The 23,218-nt window shown below is 35.0% G+C and carries 27 protein-coding genes; 8 read left to right on the top strand and 19 right to left on the bottom strand.

Annotation, left to right across the window (positions count from 1 at the left end; all coding sequences use genetic code 11):
* Positions 1-56: 56 nt before the first annotated feature.
* The 6 genes from ACJJVI_RS12230 to ACJJVI_RS12205 all read right to left on the bottom strand — a co-directional run bounded on the left by ACJJVI_RS12230 (position 57) and on the right by ACJJVI_RS12205 (position 3,957).
* Positions 57-383, bottom strand: a complete 327-nt coding sequence (locus ACJJVI_RS12230) for a multidrug efflux SMR transporter (RefSeq protein WP_042248945.1) — start codon at positions 381-383, stop codon at positions 57-59.
* Positions 384-490: 107 nt separating this feature from the next.
* A complete protein-coding gene (locus ACJJVI_RS12225; RefSeq protein ID WP_317291189.1) occupies positions 491-874 on the bottom strand; it encodes a DUF3037 domain-containing protein in 384 nt (127 codons plus the stop codon).
* Entirely contained in the window at positions 864-1,643 is a 780-nt protein-coding gene (locus tag ACJJVI_RS12220; protein ID WP_405352168.1) for a HipA family kinase, read from the bottom strand. The genes ACJJVI_RS12225 and ACJJVI_RS12220 overlap by 11 nt, the downstream gene beginning before the upstream one ends.
* Positions 1,644-1,695: 52 nt before the next feature.
* A complete protein-coding gene (locus ACJJVI_RS12215; RefSeq protein ID WP_405352166.1) occupies positions 1,696-2,340 on the bottom strand; it encodes a TMEM175 family protein in 645 nt (214 codons plus the stop codon).
* Positions 2,341-2,397: 57 nt separating this feature from the next.
* Positions 2,398-3,168 (bottom strand): S1/P1 nuclease, encoded by a 771-nt coding sequence (locus ACJJVI_RS12210; RefSeq protein ID WP_036580861.1) that lies wholly within the window; start codon positions 3,166-3,168, stop codon positions 2,398-2,400.
* Positions 3,169-3,228: 60 nt separating this feature from the next.
* Positions 3,229-3,957, bottom strand: a complete 729-nt coding sequence (locus ACJJVI_RS12205) for a zinc-dependent peptidase (protein ID WP_405352164.1) — start codon at positions 3,955-3,957, stop codon at positions 3,229-3,231.
* Positions 3,958-4,126: 169 nt separating this feature from the next.
* Between ACJJVI_RS12205 and ACJJVI_RS12200 the strand changes: the two genes are divergently transcribed.
* The 8 genes from ACJJVI_RS12200 to ACJJVI_RS12165 all read left to right on the top strand — a co-directional run bounded on the left by ACJJVI_RS12200 (position 4,127) and on the right by ACJJVI_RS12165 (position 9,913).
* Positions 4,127-5,461 (top strand): histidine kinase, encoded by a 1,335-nt coding sequence (locus tag ACJJVI_RS12200; protein WP_405352162.1) that lies wholly within the window; start codon positions 4,127-4,129, stop codon positions 5,459-5,461.
* Between the two features lies 1 nt (position 5,462).
* The gene (locus ACJJVI_RS12195; RefSeq protein WP_397299014.1) at positions 5,463-5,759 is read left to right on the top strand and encodes a 2TM domain-containing protein; all 297 of its coding nucleotides are present in this window, start codon (positions 5,463-5,465) and stop codon (positions 5,757-5,759) included.
* A 2-nt stretch (positions 5,760-5,761) separates the two neighbouring features.
* Positions 5,762-6,055, top strand: a complete 294-nt coding sequence (locus ACJJVI_RS12190) for a 2TM domain-containing protein (protein ID WP_036580851.1) — start codon at positions 5,762-5,764, stop codon at positions 6,053-6,055.
* A gap of 2 nt (positions 6,056-6,057) precedes the next feature.
* Entirely contained in the window at positions 6,058-6,327 is a 270-nt protein-coding gene (locus tag ACJJVI_RS12185; RefSeq protein WP_036582023.1) for a 2TM domain-containing protein, read from the top strand.
* 1 nt (position 6,328) lies between these two features.
* A complete protein-coding gene (locus tag ACJJVI_RS12180; protein WP_042272630.1) occupies positions 6,329-7,090 on the top strand; it encodes a LytTR family DNA-binding domain-containing protein in 762 nt (253 codons plus the stop codon).
* 169 nt (positions 7,091-7,259) lie between these two features.
* Positions 7,260-7,943 carry a DUF4331 family protein gene (locus tag ACJJVI_RS12175; RefSeq protein WP_036580848.1) on the top strand — a complete coding sequence of 228 codons (684 nt, stop codon included), beginning with the start codon at positions 7,260-7,262 and terminating at the stop codon, positions 7,941-7,943.
* 26 nt (positions 7,944-7,969) lie between these two features.
* The gene (locus ACJJVI_RS12170; RefSeq protein WP_036580845.1) at positions 7,970-8,554 is read left to right on the top strand and encodes a DUF4331 family protein; all 585 of its coding nucleotides are present in this window, start codon (positions 7,970-7,972) and stop codon (positions 8,552-8,554) included.
* A 69-nt stretch (positions 8,555-8,623) separates the two neighbouring features.
* Complete coding sequence (locus ACJJVI_RS12165) at positions 8,624-9,913, top strand: tetratricopeptide repeat protein (RefSeq protein ID WP_405352159.1); 1,290 nt, start codon at positions 8,624-8,626, stop codon at positions 9,911-9,913.
* A gap of 194 nt (positions 9,914-10,107) precedes the next feature.
* Here ACJJVI_RS12165 and ACJJVI_RS12160 read toward each other — a convergent pair whose 3' ends face one another.
* The 13 genes from ACJJVI_RS12160 to ACJJVI_RS12100 form a co-directional block, all read right to left on the bottom strand.
* A complete protein-coding gene (locus tag ACJJVI_RS12160) occupies positions 10,108-10,749 on the bottom strand; it encodes a hypothetical protein (RefSeq protein ID WP_152556336.1) in 642 nt (213 codons plus the stop codon).
* 113 nt (positions 10,750-10,862) lie between these two features.
* Positions 10,863-11,651, bottom strand: coding sequence for an anti-sigma factor domain-containing protein (locus ACJJVI_RS12155; protein ID WP_405352157.1), 789 nt, complete (start codon positions 11,649-11,651; stop codon positions 10,863-10,865).
* Positions 11,648-12,187 (bottom strand): RNA polymerase sigma factor, encoded by a 540-nt coding sequence (locus ACJJVI_RS12150; RefSeq protein ID WP_036580839.1) that lies wholly within the window; start codon positions 12,185-12,187, stop codon positions 11,648-11,650. Before ACJJVI_RS12150 ends, ACJJVI_RS12155 begins: the two co-directional genes overlap by 4 nt.
* A gap of 79 nt (positions 12,188-12,266) precedes the next feature.
* A complete protein-coding gene (locus tag ACJJVI_RS12145) occupies positions 12,267-12,902 on the bottom strand; it encodes a superoxide dismutase family protein (RefSeq protein ID WP_317291198.1) in 636 nt (211 codons plus the stop codon).
* A gap of 47 nt (positions 12,903-12,949) precedes the next feature.
* On the bottom strand, positions 12,950-13,438 hold the full coding sequence (locus tag ACJJVI_RS12140) for a hypothetical protein (RefSeq protein WP_042272563.1): 489 nt from the start codon (positions 13,436-13,438) through the stop codon (positions 12,950-12,952).
* Positions 13,438-14,652, bottom strand: a complete 1,215-nt coding sequence (locus ACJJVI_RS12135; protein ID WP_042272558.1) for a bifunctional alpha/beta hydrolase/OsmC family protein — start codon at positions 14,650-14,652, stop codon at positions 13,438-13,440. Before ACJJVI_RS12135 ends, ACJJVI_RS12140 begins: the two co-directional genes overlap by 1 nt.
* Positions 14,653-14,826: 174 nt before the next feature.
* Positions 14,827-17,952 carry a WD40/YVTN/BNR-like repeat-containing protein gene (locus ACJJVI_RS12130; RefSeq protein WP_405352154.1) on the bottom strand — a complete coding sequence of 1,042 codons (3,126 nt, stop codon included), beginning with the start codon at positions 17,950-17,952 and terminating at the stop codon, positions 14,827-14,829.
* Positions 17,953-18,030: 78 nt separating this feature from the next.
* A complete protein-coding gene (locus ACJJVI_RS12125) occupies positions 18,031-19,095 on the bottom strand; it encodes an FAD-dependent oxidoreductase (protein ID WP_042272552.1) in 1,065 nt (354 codons plus the stop codon).
* Between the two features lie 62 nt (positions 19,096-19,157).
* Positions 19,158-19,904: an SDR family oxidoreductase gene (locus ACJJVI_RS12120; protein WP_348020988.1), complete on the bottom strand. Its 747-nt coding sequence runs from the start codon at positions 19,902-19,904 to the stop codon at positions 19,158-19,160.
* A 55-nt stretch (positions 19,905-19,959) separates the two neighbouring features.
* The gene (locus tag ACJJVI_RS12115) at positions 19,960-20,520 is read right to left on the bottom strand and encodes a TetR/AcrR family transcriptional regulator (protein WP_042248791.1); all 561 of its coding nucleotides are present in this window, start codon (positions 20,518-20,520) and stop codon (positions 19,960-19,962) included.
* A 42-nt stretch (positions 20,521-20,562) separates the two neighbouring features.
* Positions 20,563-21,129 carry an RDD family protein gene (locus ACJJVI_RS12110; RefSeq protein ID WP_042248795.1) on the bottom strand — a complete coding sequence of 189 codons (567 nt, stop codon included), beginning with the start codon at positions 21,127-21,129 and terminating at the stop codon, positions 20,563-20,565.
* A 2-nt stretch (positions 21,130-21,131) separates the two neighbouring features.
* Positions 21,132-22,577 carry a S41 family peptidase gene (locus ACJJVI_RS12105; RefSeq protein WP_405352150.1) on the bottom strand — a complete coding sequence of 482 codons (1,446 nt, stop codon included), beginning with the start codon at positions 22,575-22,577 and terminating at the stop codon, positions 21,132-21,134.
* Positions 22,578-22,631: 54 nt separating this feature from the next.
* A complete protein-coding gene (locus tag ACJJVI_RS12100) occupies positions 22,632-23,195 on the bottom strand; it encodes a hypothetical protein (RefSeq protein ID WP_042272548.1) in 564 nt (187 codons plus the stop codon).
* Positions 23,196-23,218: the final 23 nt, after the last annotated feature.

Below are 23,218 nucleotides of genomic sequence, written 5' to 3'. Positions count from 1 at the left end.
TTAAAACCTCAATGACAATTCATATTGTCGTTGAGGTTTTTTTATCGTGAAATCATTTAATTAGAGACGACTTTCAAACCTACAATAGATATTATTAATGTTGAAATAAAGAATAATCTCCATAAAGTCGCAGGTTCTTTAAAGACTATAATACCTAATAAGACTGTTCCTACAGCACCTATTCCTGTCCATACGGCATAAGCGGTTCCTATAGGTAGTTCTTTAGTCACTTTAACTAGCAATATCATACTTATAGATAGACACACTATAAAGCCTATATACCAGTAGGTAGTCTGTATACCTGTACTTTCTTTTGCCTTTCCTAAACAGGTAGCAAAAGCTACTTCAAATAAACCTGCAATGACTAATAAAATCCAATTCATAAAGTGTGATGTAATATTGTTAGAATCTTTTTTAAATACGATGCTACCTAAATTGGTTCTTGAGCAAAACAATTCTAACACGCTATAAGGAATAAGATAAGACGATTTTAAAGTACATAATCTTCAAATAATTCCTCTAATGTTTTTTCAGGGTCATCGGTTAGACCTGGATGTGTTTTAGAACTTTGAATAATCGTACTCCTACAAGCAGATAGCCATCTGAAACGATCAGATAGTTCCATAGCTCCTATTTTACCACCTGATAAACTTCCATCACAAACTAATTTCCACGCCTTAAGGTAATCTTCAAAAACTGTAATGTTGGCATCTGGATCAAAGGCTTTTAATTTATCTAAATCAATGTGATATTTAATACCTACGTATTTTTTACGCTTGCAAAACATAATCACACCTACATTAAAGAACTCTTCTCTTTCAACTCTAGGAACTATTCTTATAACAGCGTATTCAAATGTAAATCTACCTTGCATCTATAGCTTCTTTAATAAGTGCATCAATTTTAGATAAACGCGTCTTTAAAAATAAAGTGTAGGCATTTTTCATCTCTAGACCAGTCATCTCGTCTGTTTCACTTGTCAACCAGTCTGCGGGAATACTTGAGATTATATCTGTAATCTTCTCTAGACTCAGTGATTTTTTAATAATTGCAGCAGCTTCTTCTAGTTTAGTTGCTTTAGATAATAAAACATGATCCTTAATTAATGGAAAAGTTCTTGTTAAATGATTTTCCCAGGTGCTCCAGTCGTGATGAAAGTAAAAGCTTGCGCCATTATCAATGATCCATAATTCTTTATTCCAATGCAATAAATTAGTGTTTTTTGCAGTGCGGTCTATATTACTAATAATACTATCTAGGAGTACCACCTTTGAGGCAGTAAGAGCATCTACTTCACTTACTAATGGATCGTAAGTTATAGAGCCAGTTAAAAAATGTAATCCTAAATTTAAACCAACGCTAAATTTAAGTAGGTCTTGTATCTCTTCATCTGGTTCTGTTTTACTGAAAGAGTCATCTAGATTCATGAACACGATTTCAGGTACGTTAAGACCTACAGAGCGAGCCATTTCTCCTCCTATAAATTCAGAAATTAAAGCTTTTTTACCTTGTCCAGCACCTCTGAATTTTATGACATAGAGAAAGCCATCATCTGCTTTAACGATGGCTGGTAGTGAGCCGCCTTCTCTTAAAGGTTGTACATATCGTACTACATCTACGGTACGAATTTCAATTTTATTCATAAATCTAATTTACTAAAAAAGCGTCTGATAAAGGCTTTTTACATCGTACAGTTTATTTTTTACTCTTACGAGAATTACGTCTACCACGTCGGGTACTTTTACGGCTATAAACTATGTCAATAAATTTAAGTAAAGGCAATAATAGGATAGGTGTAAATCTAGAGAGGATTACAAACTTTAAAGAAACGATTATCGCTAGTAACCATATGAAACTCGCTGCTAGATCTCTAGACTTAATCCATTGTAGGGTGATCTTTTCTTTAGGATTATTTAATAAGCCATCTTTCTGAATCCTATATACCATTAAATATTTGAACAAGCTGAGTGCTATTATATTCGCAGAATACACCATAAATGGTTCGTTTATATAAAATGTTTTGCAATAGAAAGCTGTTGTAAACGGCATTAATACTACCATAAACAATAGCATGATATTGATCCACAGTACCGATGTAGTATAATGTTTAATATGCTTAGAAATATTCATGTGACTAACCCAATAAACGGCTATCACAATAAAACTAACTGTATATCCTATAAAGTTAGGAATCAGTTGGGTAATATTAAAAGCAAAGGTTTTGGTCTGTATCGCTTGATAACTAGGAACTGCGAGGTCCAATACAAGCAATGTCATGGCTATAGCAAATACGGCATCAGTGAAGTTGTTAACTCTGGTTTTGTCGTAGGTAAGATTCATTTAGTAAATATATAAGATTTTAATAATTACGCTTTCGCGAAAGCATAAACTAAAATCCTATCCTAATACTTCATTGAGTAATGCCGCTAGTCGTACTCCACCTTTCTGCAATTGTCCTTTAAGGACATCAAAATAATCGTACATATACCTGTAACCCAGTTTTTGCCCTACAGTAGTATTTGCATAAATATCTTTTACCACTATGCGACTATCTTCTAACCAGTCTCTATGGGTACCACTAGCCATAGTTTTGCGTTCTTTTTTGGAAAGTTGTGGCATATTCATGGCTAGTTCACTATAGGACATCCCATAACTTTCAATCATTTGAGAATCCCAGACGCGATGCAAATTTGTTCCATCTCTATACCATCGTACTTGAAAATCGTTGCCGCCTTTATCTTCACTTATTCCTGTGTGTAATGGCTGGTGTAGATCACCTATAAAATGAACTAATAGACGCAGTTGGAAAGCTTTTTCTTCCTTAGTGGCAGTATCTGACTTTAAGGTAGCGATGCAGTGATCTATGGCCTGTATAATATCACCTTTTTCACTATGTGGATGTGTGTCATACGTTTTGTCAAATGGTACATTTACATAATGCTGTGGTCCATAGGCTCTATATAGCGTATCGCTCTTAATATCGTCTGCATAAGTAGATACTAAGGCAAGGGATTCTCCATCAAGTAACTGGGCAATCGCTTTACGAGCTTTTTTATTGAGGTATTGCTCTGCAATCGCACCAGTAGCGCGATGACCTGTTTTTCCCCAATCGTCTGCTTGTGCAGTAAAAGCTACTAGAAATACTAAGAAAGTGATGATAAAACGCATGAATCTATTTTTTTGGCAAGTTACTATCGCCTTGATTTAATAATGTTAGGTATTTATTAATTATTCTTCATCTGGCGTAAAACATTTTGACAACATTTGATAGATGTCTGGATGTTTGCGTTTCATTAATTTGGGTCTCGAGAAAAAATACTCTGCTGCAACCGCAAAAAACTCTATCTGACTACTACCACCATAATGACGTATATCAGATTTATCTTTATTAATGCGTTCCATTTCTTCATGCATTAAGTTAATCCAAGGTATGACGTATGATTGTTCTAATAAAGCATGAGGTATACCATCAATAGTACCATCCATTTTATCAATAAGGTGTACAAACTCGTGTATAGCGGTATTTAATTTATCGGTTTCATTTTTAAAACCATGGTAAAGTGCTTCTTTAGAAAGTATCATTTTATGATTCCATTTACTAGTTCCTACCATACCAAAAATACGTCTTCCATTTCCATGACCTTCAAATTCTAGATCTTCATTAAAATGTTCTGGTAAAAGAATAACTGTTTTTAAGTTACTATAATGCCAGTCTGGAAATTGAAAAACAGGAATGATTGCGCTTGCCGCTATTAATAAAGCATCTGTCTCTGTAGGTTCTGTTTCTATAGTTTCAATCTCAATCTCATCTAAGAAAGCCTGCATGCGCAGTTTAAAAAACAATCGTTCTCGAGGCTCGAGTTTTTCAAAAAAGTTGACATGTTCTAATAGTATTTCATCCCAATGATCTGTGGATGGAGCTGGTGACTTTTTACGGAAAAGATTAAAAATGGGCATGCAAGAAATGTATTATAAAAGCTAAATATAATAGCCGAAGAGTGATTTTTTACAATTGAGTTGTGTTTTTCTACAATTGGGTTATTATGACTTTATATAAAGAGAAGACTGCTTCATATTTGTGATGTTCTAAACGAATAAAGTATTTTTAGAATTACAAACAGAAAGTATGTCATTTAAGAAATTCATAAAATTTATAATCGCAGGTATAGTTATCTCTATTGTCATTAATTTAATTAATGCATACATGAGAGGTGGCTTTTTAACCATCGTAAAAGAAATAGAAGGTTTTGGTATCAACTTTATGTTTTCTCTCGTATTAACAGTGGGAAATCAATGGTGGTTTGATTTAATGACCAAAAAGTATTCTTGGAAAGAACATACTTTAAAACGTATTGTTCTTGGTGCAGCAGGATCAGTAATCATTACTATGGTTTTATTAACCATACTTAACTTTTTTACTTATGTGGTCATCTATGGAGGTAGCTGGGATAGCTTTGTGAGTAATCAGTCTATAGATTGGTATTTGTTTGGGTTATTTATTACCCTAGTGATGACACTTATCTATCATGCTATTTACTTCTATAGATTGTCTCAAACTCAAAAAGTAAATGAACAAAAAGTTATTGCAAGATCTGCAACTGCACAATTTGACGCTTTAAAAAATCAGTTAGATCCTCACTTTTTATTTAACAGTTTAAATGTGCTCGTCTCTTTAATTGAAGAAAACCCTAAAGCGGCTACTAAATTTACGACATCGCTTTCTAAAGTATATCGGTACGTACTAGAACAACGTAATAAGGAACTTGTAACTGTAGATGAAGAATTGAGTTTTGCTAGGGCTTATGTAGGTTTACTTAAAACCCGATTTGAAGATAGTATAGAAATAGATATTCCACAAAAAAGCTCAAATCCCGAGATGAAGGTAGTACCATTATCCTTACAGTTACTGCTAGAGAATGCCGTAAAGCACAATGTTGTAAGTGATAGTAAACCGTTAAAGTTGCGCATTTATGAAGATAATAATCAATTGATTATTGAAAATAATTTACAGAAAAAGCAAGTAGCTAATACTAGTAGTGGTGTAGGACTACAAAATATAGCGTCTAGGTATCAATTACTGACTAAACGTAAAATGAGCATCGCACAAGATGATCAGTTTTTCAGAGTACAAATTCCTATTCTAATTAAATCACAAGATGTATTAACCGCAAATATAGAAGACATGACACCAGTAGAAGACATAAAATTAATCAAAGCAAAAGAACGAGTGGCCAGCATTAAAGAGTTTTACGATGATGTTGTTAAGACAGTAGGTATTTTACTTTTTCTAGCCGCTATCAATTACTTTACATCAGACTTTCCATGGGTGATATTCCCTGCGATAGGTATGAGTATAGGGTTAGTATTTCAATACCTACGCACTTATGAAAACAATGCGTTTCTAGGTAAAGGCTGGGAAGACCGTAAAATCGAAGAATTAATGAACGATAAAAACTTTTAAGATGAAAAAAGAAGAAACATATCAAGAACGTTACACAAGAGCAAAGGCTCGAGTTGAAGAGATTAGATCATTTTATAACCACTTATTAATCTATATCGTAGTTAATATAGGCATCGCTTCACTCAATTATTATCAAAATGAATGGGAATATGCATGGTTTTTATTTCCATTAGGTGGATGGGGAATAGGTCTACTAGGTCACGCACTAGGCACATTCAGCGCAAATCCATTTACGGGTAAGAATTGGGAACAGCGCAAGATTCAGGAATTAATGGAAAAAGAACGTTTAAATAACTAGTTATGGAATCTAAATTTAACGAGCAAGAAGCACGTGAAAAAGCCCAGAAACGTGTCAAAGATATCAAAGGGTTTTATGATCACCTGATTGTATTTATTATCATTCATTTGTTAATTCTAGCAGCGGTACTTTATTTTAATGGTGATTTAAGGTTCTTTATAACCTTTACATTATTAGGTTGGGGAATTGGACTATTTATTCATGCACTAGTCGTCTTTAAATGGAATCCATTTACAAGTGAAGATTGGGAAAAGCGTAAACTTAAACAGTTTATAGAGGAACAAGAAAAACAATAATGATGAGCGACGAGTTAGAAAAGGCAAAGAGAAAAGTTAGAAATATTAAAGGTCTTTATAACCACTTGATCATTTTTGTGGTGATGAATTTAATATTCCTTGCGGTAGTGCTATACATTGACTTTAGTGTGAACTATTTTATTAACTTCTTTGTTTTACCATGGGGAATGGGCATCTTTATCCAGTGGATGATTGTCTTTAAGTGGAACCCATTTGTAAGTAAAAAATGGGAAAAACGTAAGATTAAAGAATATTTAGATAAAGAAGATTAATATGAAAGCTATAATCATAGAAGACGAAAAACCGTCTGCCAGAAGATTAAATCGCATGTTAGCAGATATCGGTATTACGCCAGAGGTGATGCTACATTCTGTACACGAGTCAGTAGAATATTTATTGAATAATCCTGCACCAGATCTAATCTTCTTAGATATACAATTAAGTGATGGACTGTCTTTTGAAATATTTGATCAGGTGGACATCAATAGTGCTATAATTTTTACCACAGCATATGACGAGTATGCATTACAAGCTTTTAAGCTTAACAGTATTGATTATCTATTAAAACCTATTGATGAGGATGAGTTAAAAGCAGCAGTAGAGCGATTTCAAGTACGCTTCCGCGAAAGCGAGAAAAAACAGCACATAGATTTTAATGAAATAGCAAAAATGTTAGGTAATCCTGTAGATCGTGTTTATAAGAAACGATATACTGCTAAAGTAGGTGAACATCTTAAATTGTTTAATACAGACGATGTACAACTTTTTTATTCTGAGAATAAAGGTAGTTATCTAAACTTAGAAAATGGTCGCAACTACCTTATAGATGATAAACTAGAAGCGATAGAGAAAGAACTAGATCCAGCTCAGTTTTTCCGCATATCTCGACAAGCGATAATAAATGTAAATGCAATAGATGATATGATATCTTATACTAACTCGCGCCTCAAGATCAAAATAAATTCTTTTAAGGAGATGGACTTAATAGTAAGTAGAGAACGAGTAAAAGATTTTAAAAACTGGCTAGAGAAATAAATAGTGCTTTAAGTATTTGATTTTAAGCGACTCACTAATAGGTGAGTCGCTTTTTTTATGTATTGGGATGATTATTTAGACATTAAGAGAGTTTTAACAATAGAATTAAAACTGCATCTAGTAATCCTGCGTAGGTAAGGTATATAACAATTTATAAAACCCAATTAACATGAAAAAAATTGCCCTTTGGTCTAGCCTTGCACTTGCAGTATGTGTAGGAGCGTTTATCGCAGCAGATCACTTAGATGCACCAGCTGTGGCTAATACAACAGCAGACATCGCAGATTTTTACGCCTTTGAAGGTGCAGACGCTAACTCGACAACATTTGTTGTGACATTACCTGCAGCAAATGCATCAGCTCAATTTGATGAGAATGTTCTTATTGAAATTAACATTGATAATACTGGTGTCGATGCAGGTACCACAGGAGTTACAGAAGATTTAGTAATTCAAGCACTGCGTCAAGGTGATAAGATGTACTTCTTTGGTCCTTATGCACCATCATCAACTGGCCTTAACAGTACGATTGATACTAACGAGCTTGCTGCTAGTGTAGACATAGGTTCTATGACTACTGTAGGTGGCGTTAATTATTTTGCTGGATTAAGACAGGATGCATTCTTCTTTGATTTTGAAGCCTTCAATAATGTGATTAGTATGGCACCAGCTACTGGTTTTGGTACTACTGGTAATAACACATTTGCGCCATTGAATGTAAATGCAATAGTTATTGAGGTACCTAATAGTATGTTAGGAACAGCACCTACTCACATCGTTGATCAATTACTTGCCCCTAATGGTCCTGGTTTGCCAGTGGCTTATAACGTATGGGTAGAAACTAAAAGAAGATAAAAACTAACAATTTAAAATTTACAAAAATGAAAATATTTAAATATTTAATAGCTCTTACCGCTGTTGCTGCACTTACAGTATCATGTGGTGATGATGATGATATAGTAGGAGGTAACCCAGCAACGACAGACTTTTCTGGAACTTTTACACAACAAGATCAAATGGGTCGTCCAGGAATCAATACTGTTTTTACACCTACAGAAGCTGATGAAAATATGTTTAACGTGACAGTTCCGGCAAATGGAATCGCCATGTTTCAACCTACGTTTCAAGCTCGTATAGAAGCATATTATAATGCATATGGAGCAACTTATGAAAATAATATTCTAGGATTGGATTTACCTACTTTAACTACAGCACTTGCCTTAGACGTGCTACAAGTATCTCCAGATGCGCCTACTTCTTATTTTAGTGCCGCTGGTGTGCCATTAACAGGTCGTGCGATTGAAGATGATGTTATCGACGTGTCATTAATATTACTTTTCGGTGGTAATACAGGAGCAAGATTTGATGGTAATAACGGTACTCCTAATCTTGTTTCAGATAATGTTGCACAAGAAGCAGGAACTTCTTCTACAACGTTTCCATACCTAACTGCAGCGCAGTTCTAGATCAATTATAATTTATAACTAGGCTTCCCTAAAGCCTAGTTATATTTTTAAGTACAACAACCCCAAATCATGAAAAATCTCATCACTCTTTTATCTTTATTGCTTCTTATTTCTTGTGCCACGGCACCAGATCAAAACCAAGCAATAATTACAGACATTAACGACTTTCAATCCTATCTTGATAGCGATAGAGATGCTCTAGTCGCAACATTAAAATCAAAAATAGCTCCACTAAAATTAGACATTGAGCAAGACTCTACTCGTATTGTACAGATGTCTCGATTAGCAGGATTAAATAATCAATTGTATGACCTAACTGGTGATATCAGCTATTTAGAACAAGCTGTAAGCTTGCGCGAAAACGTACTTAAAAGAACAGCGATAAAACCAGAAAGTGCGCGAAGATCACTCGCACAGATGTACATTAAACAACATCGTTTTAAAGAAGCAGATAGTTTAATGAAAAACGAGGTAGCAAACGAAAAGCAAGATCATCTAGTCAAATTTGATATTGCCATGGAGTTAGGGAATTATGTTGAGGCAGAAGAATTATTAAACACTTTAAGAAACTTAAATGATTATAATTATCTGATTAGAGCGGCAAAGTGGAACGATTATAAAGGTAATCTAGATGATACTATTAGACTAATGGAAAAGGCCATGGAACTTGCTGAAGAAAGTGGTTCAGAAAACCTGATGTTATGGAGTTATTCTAATATTGCAGATTATTATGGGCATCATGGAGATCTCGCTTTGTCTTACAAATACTATTTGAAAACACTTGAGTTAGATCCACAAAACGATTATGCTTTAAAAGGAATATCATGGATAGCTTATTCTAATGATGATGATACAGCATTAGCAACACAAATTATAAACAAGTTACAATCTCGTCATCATATTCCAGATTATAATCTCATTCTTTCAGAATATGCATCTTATCAAAATGATGAGAAAAAAGCTCTTGAATTAAGGGAATCATTTTTAAAAGAAACAAATAAGCCTGCATATAGAGGTATGTATAATACCTATAGAATTGAAAATTTATTGGCAGGTACTGAAGCACAGCAAAAATCTGGTCTAGAACTTGCGATTATCGAAGTAGAAAACCGTGCCACTCCAGAAACTTATGATTTGTTAGGATATGCATATCTGGTTAATAAAATGCCTGTAATTGCATTAGAAAATCACAAGCAATTTGTGCAGAATAAAACATTTGAACCTGTAGCACAACTACATCTAGCTCAAATTTTTAAAGAAAATAAATTAGTTGACGTTGCTCAACCTATTAAGAATGAATTATTAGAGGCACGATATGAATTAGGTCCAGTCACTTATAAAGAAGTAGAACAAATTTGATAATCGTTAAAGAATCATCAACTCATAAGTAAGTAAATAAGTAAAACAGAATGATGATTCACTTTCCTCTCAAATTGTAAAGTCTAGGAAGATGCATGAGTATTTCTAGATGGCTTTGGGGAAAGTCTTTTTGGTTGGTTAGTTGGGATTCCCGATTTGCGTTTGCAGGTCGGGTTTCTGTTTTAGATACCAACTTATATGAAAATTTGTCTTTTATATTTTGGTGTTATTATCGTCACTTCTTTTGTATTTCTATTTTGTAAATTAATGTCAATATTTGATTTAAAGAACATCTCATTTTCTGTTTTATAGATGATTTGTTCTTGATTCTCGCATTTTTCAAATTCTTTAGTGGTAATTAGTTTTCCTGTGGATAAATTATAATCCACAGTTAACCAATATTCACAAAGCTTAAAATAGTCGCTGGTATAACCTATAAGCTCAAATTGATTATTTTGATATCTATATTTATCGGTATAAGACCATTTCCAACTACTGCCGCCAGAAAAAGCTATTAATAAAGTACCATGATCTATTTCAATTCCGTCAAATGGATCACTCATCATAATGTCTTTCTGATATTTTAAAATTGCATTCTCTGATGAATGCCACAAGATCCACATTCCATTAATATTTCTATAAATTTGAATGAGTCTTGTATTTCCTGACTCTGATTTTTCAATAGTTTCTAGAACTGAAACTTTTTCATCGATTCCATCAGCATTTAAATCTCCATATGTCTCAGCAATGATTTTATACTTACCTGAGATGGTGTTCTTTTCACTTGTTAGATGAAGGCTTAAAATAATTATTGTAATAATGATAATACTTTTCATCATAAAAGGGTAATATAAGTTACCATGTTGGTTATAGGTAACCTTATAAAAATAGAACAAAAAAAACCAGCTCTTTAATAAGAACTGGTTTTAAAATACAATTGATAATAGTATTATCCTTTATCTATTACACCTAGTGTGTAAAGTCGTTCTAGGGTAGGAGCATCGGCACCACCAGCTTCCTCTAGAGTAATTCCAAATGCTTGTGTATCATATGCGTTATCAATTCTTAAAAGCTCGTTATAAGATTCTTTTTCTATAGGTAGAGTACCTAAACTAGTAGGCGTTAATGGATCTAGAGTTAAAGACCATAATTGATATACCATATTTTCTGGCACCTCTGGTAAACCTTGAATATCTATATAAGTAACATTTTTCTCATTGTTATAAAAAGCAACGGCGTTACTAGATTCAAAACCAGCCTGACCAGCTAAATTTACTTTAACCGTTTCCGGATCTGATAAAACTTGTAGGGTAGATGCGTATTGCGAATTAATACTTTCTATTTCTATATTCTCAGTTTCTAGAAATTCCTTTTGTTGCTCAATTTGCACTATTTCTTCATTTGCCTCATTATTTGCATTATAGAAATAACCAGAAGCAATTAGTAACAAACCAGCTGCAGCCCATCCTATATAAGGACTCCATGAGCTAGGTGATTTTACTACCTTATTTTTAGCACCTATAATCGCTTCTAGCTTAGCATAGGTTTCATCGTTATGATCTGGTGCAAGTCCTGCAGCCAGTCGCTGATATGCATTTTCAATACTTATAATTTCTTCCAGTACCTCAGGATGCTGTTTTGAAATTTGTGCGATTTCTTGAGCTCTATTTGCCGGTAATGCACCGCACACATATAATTCAAGATCACCACTGTCTATTAATTCTTTTGTGTCTATCATTCTCCCATTACATTACGTAATTCATTTACACATTTTCTGTGCCTAGTTTTGAGAGTGCCTTCTGGAATATTTAATTCGGCAGCGCCATCTTTAAAAGTAAAGCCTTTAAAGAAAATCAAGTCTATTATTTTAATGCAAGTAGGCTTTAGTTTATTTACCCATTTCATTATACCTAGACTGTCCGTTTGCACTTCCATTTCATCAGTCGCATCCTCTGGGATATTTACGAAATAATCACGACTAAGGTTTTTAAGATTATTCTTATGTGCTTTAGATCTTAGATGATCTATAGCAGCATTACGCGATATATTTAATGCCCATGTAAAAAAGCGTCCTTGCTTTACGTCATATGATGATGAGTTATTCCATATTTTCATGAAAACATCCTGTAAAACTTCTTCAGCAACAGCATCATCTTTAACCACTGCAAATATAATTCCTCGTAAGGCCTCATTATATCTTTCATAAACACGAGAAAAAGCCATTTCGCTTCCTTCTTGCATTTTGAGTATTAGTAAATCGGGTTGATTACTCATATATAAATATTGTAAAGTTCAAGATGCAAAAAATCCGCGAGTTTCCACGCGGATTTTTAGTTAATTATTTTGAACAGAATTACTCTATAACTCCGCAAGCTACTCTAGCACCAGCAGCTCCACTAGGTTGTGATTCAAAGTCATCTGCAGTAGCATGTACAATAAATGCTTTTCCTAAAACATTGCGTGTATCGTCATCACATCCTATACACCATTTATCAGTGTTAAATGTTAGTGTTGCTCCACCTTCATCATTTGCGATTAGATTACCTATATCTCCCATGTGGTGATCGTGATCGCCCCATTTACCGTGATCTTCTGTTGTTGGATTCCAGTGTCCACCTGCACTTTTACCATCATCACTACTACAATCACCATTTTCATGGATGTGTATAGCGTGTTCACCAGCAGTAAGACCTGTTAATGATACGACCATATTGACCTCTTTTTCGCCTTGAGTTAAAATAATCTTACCAGTTACATCACTACCACTTTTAGAGCCCATCGCTACAATAACCTCTTTACCTATCATTAAAGTATCACCATGATCATGGTCGCCATCATCGTGTGAGTGTCCTCCATCATCATCGCCACCATCGTCATCATAAGACATATCGTCGGTGATATCGTTAACTTGTTCTTTGGTAGATTCTTTACAAGAGTTTAAACCTACTATTAATCCTAGTGCCACAATGGCTAGTGTTATTTTTTTCATGGTTGTTTAATTTTGATTTAAAAATAAGCAACTCTAGTTGATTTTCATCATAAGAGTTTCTCAAATTTGATAGGATTATGATTTCCTATTTTAAGGTTTTCCATAATGTTTAAGGCTATATCAACACGTTTTTGAGAGTCAGTTACTCGATAAACCATAAAGATGATGTTACGTTGTTTACCTGGTAATAGAGATTCAAATATCTCATAAGCTTCATAATCACTTAAAAGAACAGCTTCAAGTTCTTCTGTCATAGGAGCTTGATATTTACTAGTGTCTTCTCGCATGTCAATTTTTAACGAGTCTCCTGCGGTCACTCCTAGTGTTTTTTGATTGGCCTTTGAAAACATCATGTAGATGACGCCATGTTTTTTTGCAATACCTGCATATAGCGTAATTTCTTTGTCGTTTGCTATTACAGTGGCTACAACTCTTTTAATTTTATCTGTAGCTAGTTGTGCTGCGATATCATCAGGTATTAAAATGGCTCCTGTATAACCATTATTACCTATAGACGTTTCAAAGGAAAAGGTCATTAACGTACTAATTTAGTAACTACTTGAGTGTCGCTATGCAAAGTTTTGTGAACCGGACATTTATCTGCTATTTGGAGAAGTCGTTGTAGTTGTTTTTCATCTAGGTCTCCTGTAATTTTAATCTCTCTGGTAAAGGTGTCTATTTTTGCACTTGATTCCTCACAATTCTCACAATCTATCGCGTGTTGTTTATCATAATCTACATGACATTCTACATTCTCGATCAACCATTTTTTACGTCTAGCGTACATTTGAATGGTCATGACCGTACAAGCTGCTAATCCACTGGACAAAAGCTCGTATGGATTAGGACCAAAGTCATTACCACCTATACTAGTAGGTTCATCAGCTATAAAATAATGATTACCTGCTCTCATTTGTGTAGTAAATAAGCTATCATTATTTAGACTGGCCACTACATTGTGTCTTGTTGCTAATGTGATATCTTCCTCAATGTCGATATACCTAGAGGACCATCCTGCAATGACCTCACCTACATATTTAGAATCTTTCTTATCCATTAATAGATGGTCTGCACCATCTAAGCTAACAAAACTCTTAGGATGAACTGCCGCATGATACAACTTCTCTGCGTGCTCAATACCTACCGTTTGATCTTGTGGAGAGTGCATGATCAGTATAGGTTTACGTAAACTTTTAAGTGTTTGTGTCACCTTTTGTTCATTAAGGTCTTTAAGTAATTGCTCTTTAATTTTAAACGGTCTGCCACTTAATTGTACGGTAGCCTCTCCATTTTCTACTATAGCATCAAGTTGATCACCAAATAAATGTCGAACATGTTTAGTATCACTAGGAGCACCTACCGTAGCTACCGCTTTTATGGAGTCTGCTTTTGCAGAGGCATATATTACAGCAGCACCACCTAGACTATGTCCTACCAGTAGAGAAGGAGCTTTAAAATGTTCTTTTAAGTAATCAATTGCAGCCAATAAGTCATCAACATTTCCTGAGAAATTGGAGTCGGCAAAATCACCGTCACTATCGCCCAATCCTGTAAAATCAAAACGCAATACACCAAATCCTGCACTAGTCATAGCTCGTGTAATATTCTTTGTGGCACTGAAGTTTTTACTACAAGTAAAACAGTGAGCAAAGACGGCATAACTGTGTGGATGCCTGTCTGCAGGTAATTCTAAACGGCCACTAAGTTCATAACCAGCGGTATTTTTAAAGTTGATTTTCTCAAAGTTCATGCGTTTCTCTATTTATCTCTACAATTTACAACATCACTATATAACACTAACTATGGGCGGGAATTATGCGTAAGGAATCAGGAAATTTTTGATGATTTTATCAATGTGTTTAATTCCTAACATATAGTTCATATTATAATGCACGATATTGAGCTTAAACTGTTTTATTTCATGCTATTCCCATAGGTCTATTGTCACTTCTTTCATCTCAACTACAAAAGGGTCCCAGTTTTCAGTAAGCCATGTTTGTGACTCAATAATTCTTTCATTTGCTAATTCTCTAGCTTGATTAAATAATTGTGTTTCTGTAGCAGTTTGTGGACCTTGACGGCTGCTTATGTATTGATTTGCTAATCCTATACGATTCATTACAGTGACTTCAGGATTACGAGTAATTCCCTGACGTTTATCAGGTGTGCCAAAATACTTATTCTGCTCAAGTTCAATACCTTTTATAATAGAATCGGTTCTTTTGATGTGATCTTTGTATGCTTTTTTATCCTTATCCTTCATCAACTTAAGGAAGGTTTGGGCTTTCTTTTTATTTTCGGCCAGTTGCTCAGTGATTCCAGATACGGTAATCGATAGGGCTTCTAATCTTTTTTGTGCATCATATTTAGACGTCATGTCTGCCATGCTCAGTTCATCAATCCTAGGATCTTCTTTAATAGTAATACTTGTTTCACTTTTAGTATTTCCATATTCTAATACGGCTCTATAGGTACCTGGTAATACACGGACACCACTAGGTTCCCTTTTTGAAGTATTAACTTTTCTTGATGGTCGATCAGCACCTTTTTCTCTCATTCTCCAGCTCCAGGTATGTATACCTTTTTCTTTAGGAGTTTTGCTCGATAACGTACGTATTAATTGTTCATCATCATAGATTTTTAAATAGATTGAATCTGATTTTACGCTATCGTTTTTTGCTTTTAATTCTTTGTCAAAGAAATATTTAAATTTTGCGCCACTACCACGGTTTTCTCCATGGAACATCGCGTCTGCGCCAAATCTACTTCCAGTAGGTTGTTGATATCTAGCAAAGTATGCAGTAGGTGGCTGGTATAGAGCAATAGGTTGTTGAGGTTGCGCTTTCGCGAAAGCAACAAAAGGAGCAAGGTCGTCTAAAACCCAAGCCGCACGACCAAATGTACCTATCACCAGATCATTCTCGCGCTCTTGAATAGCAAGGTCTTTCACAGAAACGGTAGGGAAACCATTAGTGTATTTTACCCAATCATCGCCAGCGTTAATACTTACGTATAGACCATCATCAGTACCTAAAAACATCAAATTGTTCTCTTCTGGATGTTCAATGATACATAAGGCGTAGCTTTCTACATCATCACTATCTACAATTCTAGTCCAACTTTTACCATAGTTAGTCGTACGATATGCATAGGCCTCAAAGTTGAATCTACGATAATCATTTGCCACGAGTAGGGCATGACCTTTTTTAGTTTTCGAGGCTTTTATTTGAGTAATCCAGCTGCCTTGTGGTAGACCTTTTAGACCTTTTGAAATATCATCCCAACTATCACCACCATTTTTTGTGATGTGTACTCGGCCATCGTCTGATCCTGTGTACAGAACATCACGTTCTAAAGCACTAGGTTCTATGACTAGTATAGTTGTATGATTCTCTGCTCCAGTAGCATCCATGGTTAATCCACCAGATTCTGATTGTTTTTGCTTCTCAGGATCATTAGTTGTTAAGTCTGGAGAAATCACTTTCCACGTCAGTCCTTTATCTGTAGATTTATGAACAAACTGACTACCGAAGTATAAGGTAGCGCTATCAAACGGATCCATGTTGATGGCAGCATTCCAGTTAAAACGTAATTGTACATCTGGATCTGGATGTGTAGGTCTAACACTATAGTTATTACCGGTTTGCCAGTCATAACGGCTTACATATCCTTGTTGACTCATAGAATACCCGAATCTACTATTATCTGGATCCGGTACGACGTCAAAACCGTCACCAAAGCTGATTTCTTGCCAGTAACTATTTCTGATACCTTGCGCACGCCATGAGTATGCTGGTCCACGCCAGCTACCATTATCTTGCATACCACCATAAACATTATATGGTACTTCATCATCTACATTAATATGATAGAATTGTGCTACCGGAAGGTTACCTATAAATCTCCATGTCTTACCACGATCGCGTGTGATGTTTAAACCACCATCATTACCATCGATCATAAATTTACCGTTAGTAGGATGGATGTACCAAGCGTGGTGATCTGGATGGACACCATTATCTGCATTATAAGCAGGCATCAGTTGTTTAAAGTTTTTACCACCATCTTCAGAGACGTTTATGTAAGTGAAAACAGAGTACACACGATTCTCGTTTTGTGAATCCACATATATTTCAGAATAATAGAAAGGTCTATTACCTATATCACTTTTATCATTGATCTTTTTCCACTTAAAACCACCATCTGTGGATTTGTACAATGCATTTTTCTTTGCCTCTACTAGTGCATAAACAACATTAGGCTCGCTAGGAGCAATGGCAACACCTATACGACCTAGTTCACCTTTAGGCAATCCATCTTCAGCGGTAATTTTTTTCCAGTTTTCTCCACCATCATGTGTCATATACAATCCAGATCCTTCACCACCAGATTTAAAAAACCATGGATCACGTTTGTGTTCCCACATGGCAGCAATTAATTTATTAGGATTTGTAGGGTCCATTACTAGATCTGCCGCACCAGACTTATCGTTTGTGTAAAGAATTTTTTTCCATGTTTTTCCACCATCAGTGGTTTTAAAAACACCACGTTCTGGATGAATTCCCCATGGAGAACCTATCGCAGCGGCATAAACAACATCTGGATTAGTAGGGTCAATAATGACTCTATGAATGTTACGGGTTTTTTCAAGTCCCATAGATTTCCATGATTTACCACCATCGAGTGACTTGTATATACCATATCCACCGTTCAAAGAGTTACGTGGATTTCCCTCGCCAGTTCCTACCCATATCACACTAGGATTGGATTGTTGTATGGCTACAGCACCTATAGAAGCAGTAACTTCATCTTCAAAAATAGGTTCCCAGGTCACGCCACCGTTATGTGAACTCCACAGTCCTCCACTGGCCGTACCAGCATAAATAATATCTGGATTATCATGTACCACATCTATAGACGTCACACGACCAGACATACCGCCAGGACCTATGTTGCGAGGTTCTAGATTTTTAACTAATTCTAAATCAAGTTTTTGAGAAAATGCGAAGCTGGAAATCAAGCAAACGCATAATAGTAGAGTTCTTTTCATGGTAAAAATTATAGAACTCTAAAGATAAGTCATGAAACCGCTTTCGCGAAAGCGTGTTAACAAAGCATTTGGATTCCGTTAACTATTTGAAGAAACTATAAATTCAAAAACAGACTGTGCCCTTCTAACGGCACCTTCCATATAACCTGCGTATTGAGAAGCAGTTTCAGTACCGGAAATGATTAGTTTATTGTTAAAGTACAAATGATTATATACTGAATGGCCATTGTTTTGATGAGGTGATAATAAATAATGACTTTGCGCCCGAGTGAATTTTTCTTGAGCCCAGCATTGTTCCTCATAAGAAATGAAATCTAGAGCTTCTTTACCTAAGAAGTCCTCTAATTGATTTAAAATCATTTTTTTGCGCTGGGATGACGATAAATCTGAAAGTGCTGGTTTCATAAATCCAGCAAGTGCAAAACGATTTTCATTATAGTTAGTATGATCATATAGTTCTGTAAATGGACCTACATTGCTGAAACAAGAACCGGAAAGGCCTTTCTCTTTCCAGAACGGTTTATCATAAGAGAGCCCAAATTTTATAGAGTCTGCCATCCATGTGTGTGTGTTATTTGCAATGTTCACTAAAGAGTCTGGAAGGTTAGGAGTAAACTCAATATTGTTAACTAGCAATCCTGGCGGAATGGTTGAAACAACCAAGTCAGCTTGGTAAGTAGACTTTGAAGTCCTTACATCAATTAGATGAACATTTTCTTCAAGGTTTAATACCGGTTCATTAAGTTTTAAATCTATAGAACTCAATACGGAGGAAAGTTTTTTAATGATAGAGTTTGTGCCACCAGCCATTCGATAACTGGGTTCTTGATTTTCTGGCAGTTTAAATAGTTGTGGTGGCTGGCTAGCCATGGATTGATAATAAGCGTTACCAGTCGCAAATTGTTGATGTATAGGTATCTCTAGTTCTTTAAGGAGATTAAGAAGATTGGTGTTTTGGTTCCATAACCATGCTGGACCTAAATCGATAGGAGTTTCACCTGACGTATTTTTAGTAAGAATGCGTCCTCCTAAACGATTTCTTGCTTCAATTACCGTGATTTGATAATTAGAGTTTCTAAGCAAGTAAGCCAGTGTAAGTCCGCATAATCCAGCTCCTAGGATGATGATATTTTTGTTTTTCATAAAAGACAAAGCAAGGTCTTAATAATTCTATTAAAACCTTGCTTAAATGTATTTAGAATATTTTAATTTCTTCCAGCTCGTACACCACCATCCGTATCCCAAATCGCTCCAGTTACCCATGATGCTTTATCAGACAATAAGAATGTAATCGTATTAGATACGTCCTGTGCGGTACCATTTCTACCTATAGGATGAAAGGCATTGAAACCTTCAAGTGCCTTTGCTGCTTCATCAGATCCACCGAAAACGCCATCGTACACTGGTGTATGAACGACAGCTGGCGATACCGCATTAACACGTATGTTATGATCTGCAAGTTCCATCGCAAGATGTTGTGTTAAGGAATGTAATCCAGCTTTTTGCATAGAATAAGCACTTGAAGGTGTTGCTTTTACGGCTTGCTTTGCCCACATAGCGCCTATATTAACAATAGATCCACCTTGAGTTTCTTTCATTTTATTTGCAACGGCTTGTGTAATAAAAAAGAATCCACGGTTCAAATCTTGATAAGAATCATAATCTGCTATAGTATGATCTAAGAATGGTTTAGGTCCAAAGATACCAGAAGCATTTACCAGATAATCCACGTTGTCTAATGTGTTTATCGAGTTTCTTAAGTTTTCTACTTCAGATTTATTAGTAATGTCTACTTGATGTTTGAATAGATTGGGAGCATCTGCTACTTTATCTGTATTACGACCTACAATATGAACCTGAGCTCCTTGTTGTAATAAATCTTGAGCAGTAGCATTTCCTATTCCACTGGTTCCACCTATTATGATGGCTACTTTGTTTTTAAATTCTGACATAATAAAAGTTTGTAAAAAGACAGAACAGTCTGTCTGTTTTAGATTAAAAAAAGGGTTAAATAATTTTGTTACACAATTGTTTTGAAGAAGTGATAGGCCATGCATCCTTATGTAAATGACTTTCTGAAACTGCTGCTTCATATAAGAGGTACACTTGTTTTGCCATCATAAAACTTTCTTGAACGTTAATATCTTCAATGTTGTCAATAATAAGCTGCTCAATAAATCGTATAAAATCTCTTTTTTGGGTTTGAATCTCGGTTAAAATAATCTCGTTATCTCGAGGGATTTCGGCAACGGTTTTGATACACCAGCAACCGTTAAAATCCTGATCTTCAAAAAAGAGTTCCAAAAATTCAAAAAGAGCAAGGACTCTACCTTTACCAAGTTCTTTTGATAAACAAAAGGCCTCAATTTGTTTTATAAATGAATTGTTTTTGTGTTGTAGGTAAGCTACACAAATATCTTCTTTAGATTTGAAATGATTATATAATGTGGCTTTTGCCACGCCAGAAGTTGAGATAATCTCATTGATACCAGTAAGATTATATCCATTGCGATAGAACAGCTGCGAGGCTGTTTCAATAATGTGCTGTTTAATTTCTGATCGTTTCACGATGCAAATATAGAAAACATTTATAAAAACAGACAAGTCTGTCTATTTTTTATTTTCAATCACCTTAGTCTTAGAAAATATATCGTGAAAACCGTCTTTCATAAAAGCAAAAGAGAAAGCTTCTAAAGGAATAAAACGACAAGCCGTTCTCATTATTAATTCGGTAATACTAGGCTTTTGGTCTTTTTCTGAAACGACAATGGTACCAGTCACAATTTTACCTAGTGTTTTATTCCAAAAGAATTCTTGGATAAAATAATACAGAAATAGTATAACAGAACCTATAATACGTTGGTAATTGGACCAATTATACTTAATACTATCAGAGCCAAAATTTGAAAGAATAGAATGTATTAAACTAATCAAAACTACAAAACTGAAAAAATCAACGATAAAGTTGATAAGCCTTAGTCGTATCGATGCTCTGTTATCAATAGCTTTTTCTTTTTTAGCAATTCTGAAATAAGTGTCTCTATCATTAATATATAGATAGATGTCAAGACCTCGCTTTTCTGCAATACGTTGCGCTTGCTTTATGTCAGCTAATTTGTGAGAATCTTTGTCATCGGTGATGATGTTTAGAATCTCTAGGTCAGATAAGGATTCCAATATTATTGTGAAATAAGGTAATCACCTAATTCTGTTTCTTTCCACATCTCTTGACTAAAAGGTTTTAGCTCCATACTGCCGCTTAACTCGTCATATTGGATGCTAGATTTATTAAAACTAGGTCTTCCATTGGCCATAATGTCTTGAAGACATGCCGCTAGTAGTGGTTCATTTATATCACCTAAAACTCCTAGGTTTTCAAAATCCTCACGCAATGCTATATCAGGAGCAAGGCCATTAAAGTAATCTGTAAATCCAGCACTGTTGATGCTTTTTAACACTAGTGGCTGTAATGCATATCTATGAGCAGGATTTGCACCAGATCTACCAAAATCGCTACTGTCATATAAGGTAATACTTGCTTGAAATTTACCTGCGGTATCATCACCTACTTGAATAACATCTACATAAGGTTCTAAAGCGGCAATAACTAACTCACTAGCACTAGCGCTGCTACCAGTTGTAATGACATGAACTTTAGAAAGTCCTAGAGTATTTAAAGCTGTGCCAGCATTAGTAGTTGTTTTAAAGAAATTAGTCAAACGATCTGGTTGATTGTTTTCAAAAAATTCTTGCACATCAGGATTCCATTCTTCTGTCGAAAAAACGTCTGTGGTAGGTTGTCCTGCTATAAGGCTTCCTAAGATGATGGAAGTATTTACAGATCCACCACCATTATATCTTAAATCTAATACCAGATGAGTTACTCCTGCAGATTGTAAAGTCCCAAATGCATCATTTAATTGTTCATCAAAATTTGACGTAAAGCTATTATACATTAAGTATCCTATTTTTTGTGAACCTTGATCTATAATGGCAGTTCTGAAAACAGGATTTTCAGTTATGGATGTTTTATCTAAGGTGATTGTCATTCCATTACTAGTAGCAACACCAGCATTTAAATCTGCTAGTCCTATGGTATATGAATCTTGTCCTAACAATACGCTAAAGTTATCACGTGTTAATTGAATTCCATCTATTTGATTAAATATCATTCCACGTGCAACACCTTGTGTACTAGCACTCGAGTTGGGTAGCACATAACGTACATAACCCCATACATTAGACGCGCTACCTGTTTCACCTACCAGACCGAATTCCATACCGTTATTAAGCGTGGTACCAGCAAATAATTGCTCTAATGCTATATAGTCACTTACAATAACGCTGAATCGGTCTGTAAGGGATCTATCAAAAACTAATGATTCAAAAAAGGCCTCTGGTGTATCATAAATACTGTGAAACTCTTCTAATTCTGGAACCGTCGCAAAACGATCGTCTGCCAGTTCTGGAACATCTGGTTTATATAAATAAAAAGCATTCATACCTCTGTAAACAAAGTTTTTTATAGAAGTAGAAGAAGCAAAATTATCGTCGTTATCCTTAAAACAACTCACGGTAATTAAAACGGTAAGGCATAATAGGATTATATTTTTATAAGATTTCATCATTATTAGTGCTTATAATTAGGGTTTAAAGGTAATTGTATTCTAGATAATGATCTAGTCACCACAATTATCATTGTAGAATTCTATGGCTTCAGGAATTCTTTTCTTTTTCATTTTTCCATCTTCAAGTTTAGAAACGAGCTCTGGACAGTCTTTCAACATTTTAAGATGTCTCTTTTTAAGTTTAGTTCCTATTCTCACAAAGCGGTCATTAATGACCATAAAGTATATAGTGTACGGCTCTTGATCTACATAAACAGGTTGTAGGTTCGTACCAGGTCCAAAACCTATACTAGAAGTACCACCTTGCATGTATAATCCATAAAGCACAATTTTTCCACTTTCAATCTCTAGATAAAGTGATGGTGGATCAGTACGATTAGTTCTTACATATCTATATTTTAATCCATCGATATCAAAACCTATGATATGCTTATGATCATAGACTACGGTTTGATCTTCATCATTTTCTTTAAATTTCACACTGTCATTTGCTCGTGTTTTAATGAAACCAGCCTTACTAGTGTTGTTATTAAAGATAATGATGCCTTCTTGATACTGTGCTTTTAAAGAAATACTACACAGTAAAAACAATGCGAAGAGTATAATGTTTTTCATGAAAATATTTTCGGTTTTAGAAC

Source organism: Nonlabens sp. Asnod3-H03, from assembly GCF_045063665.1.
GTDB classification, from domain to species: domain Bacteria; phylum Bacteroidota; class Bacteroidia; order Flavobacteriales; family Flavobacteriaceae; genus Nonlabens; species Nonlabens ulvanivorans.
The sequence above is the reverse complement of the archived record's forward strand: the minus strand, read 5'-3'. Positions and strand labels throughout refer to the sequence as shown.

Excerpts from the sequence above, each read along its gene's own strand:
- ACJJVI_RS12230 (WP_042248945.1), bottom strand. The coding sequence starts at position 383 with ATGAATTGGATTTTATTAGTCATTGCAGGTTTATTTGAAGTAGCTTTT.
- ACJJVI_RS12225 (WP_317291189.1), bottom strand. The coding sequence starts at position 874 with ATGCAAGGTAGATTTACATTTGAATACGCTGTTATAAGAATAGTTCCT.
- ACJJVI_RS12220 (WP_405352168.1), bottom strand. The coding sequence starts at position 1,643 with ATGAATAAAATTGAAATTCGTACCGTAGATGTAGTACGATATGTACAA.
- ACJJVI_RS12215 (WP_405352166.1), bottom strand. The coding sequence starts at position 2,340 with ATGAATCTTACCTACGACAAAACCAGAGTTAACAACTTCACTGATGCC.
- ACJJVI_RS12210 (WP_036580861.1), bottom strand. The coding sequence starts at position 3,168 with ATGCGTTTTATCATCACTTTCTTAGTATTTCTAGTAGCTTTTACTGCA.
- ACJJVI_RS12205 (WP_405352164.1), bottom strand. The coding sequence starts at position 3,957 with ATGCCCATTTTTAATCTTTTCCGTAAAAAGTCACCAGCTCCATCCACA.
- ACJJVI_RS12200 (WP_405352162.1), top strand. The coding sequence starts at position 4,127 with ATGTCATTTAAGAAATTCATAAAATTTATAATCGCAGGTATAGTTATC.
- ACJJVI_RS12195 (WP_397299014.1), top strand. The coding sequence starts at position 5,463 with ATGAAAAAAGAAGAAACATATCAAGAACGTTACACAAGAGCAAAGGCT.
- ACJJVI_RS12190 (WP_036580851.1), top strand. The coding sequence starts at position 5,762 with ATGGAATCTAAATTTAACGAGCAAGAAGCACGTGAAAAAGCCCAGAAA.
- ACJJVI_RS12185 (WP_036582023.1), top strand. The coding sequence starts at position 6,058 with ATGAGCGACGAGTTAGAAAAGGCAAAGAGAAAAGTTAGAAATATTAAA.
- ACJJVI_RS12180 (WP_042272630.1), top strand. The coding sequence starts at position 6,329 with ATGAAAGCTATAATCATAGAAGACGAAAAACCGTCTGCCAGAAGATTA.
- ACJJVI_RS12175 (WP_036580848.1), top strand. The coding sequence starts at position 7,260 with ATGAAAAAAATTGCCCTTTGGTCTAGCCTTGCACTTGCAGTATGTGTA.
- ACJJVI_RS12170 (WP_036580845.1), top strand. The coding sequence starts at position 7,970 with ATGAAAATATTTAAATATTTAATAGCTCTTACCGCTGTTGCTGCACTT.
- ACJJVI_RS12165 (WP_405352159.1), top strand. The coding sequence starts at position 8,624 with ATGAAAAATCTCATCACTCTTTTATCTTTATTGCTTCTTATTTCTTGT.
- ACJJVI_RS12160 (WP_152556336.1), bottom strand. The coding sequence starts at position 10,749 with ATGAAAAGTATTATCATTATTACAATAATTATTTTAAGCCTTCATCTA.
- ACJJVI_RS12155 (WP_405352157.1), bottom strand. The coding sequence starts at position 11,651 with ATGATAGACACAAAAGAATTAATAGACAGTGGTGATCTTGAATTATAT.
- ACJJVI_RS12150 (WP_036580839.1), bottom strand. The coding sequence starts at position 12,187 with ATGAGTAATCAACCCGATTTACTAATACTCAAAATGCAAGAAGGAAGC.
- ACJJVI_RS12145 (WP_317291198.1), bottom strand. The coding sequence starts at position 12,902 with ATGAAAAAAATAACACTAGCCATTGTGGCACTAGGATTAATAGTAGGT.
- ACJJVI_RS12140 (WP_042272563.1), bottom strand. The coding sequence starts at position 13,438 with ATGACCTTTTCCTTTGAAACGTCTATAGGTAATAATGGTTATACAGGA.
- ACJJVI_RS12135 (WP_042272558.1), bottom strand. The coding sequence starts at position 14,652 with ATGAACTTTGAGAAAATCAACTTTAAAAATACCGCTGGTTATGAACTT.
- ACJJVI_RS12130 (WP_405352154.1), bottom strand. The coding sequence starts at position 17,952 with ATGAAAAGAACTCTACTATTATGCGTTTGCTTGATTTCCAGCTTCGCA.
- ACJJVI_RS12125 (WP_042272552.1), bottom strand. The coding sequence starts at position 19,095 with ATGAAAAACAAAAATATCATCATCCTAGGAGCTGGATTATGCGGACTT.
- ACJJVI_RS12120 (WP_348020988.1), bottom strand. The coding sequence starts at position 19,904 with ATGTCAGAATTTAAAAACAAAGTAGCCATCATAATAGGTGGAACCAGT.
- ACJJVI_RS12105 (WP_405352150.1), bottom strand. The coding sequence starts at position 22,577 with ATGAAATCTTATAAAAATATAATCCTATTATGCCTTACCGTTTTAATT.
- ACJJVI_RS12100 (WP_042272548.1), bottom strand. The coding sequence starts at position 23,195 with ATGAAAAACATTATACTCTTCGCATTGTTTTTACTGTGTAGTATTTCT.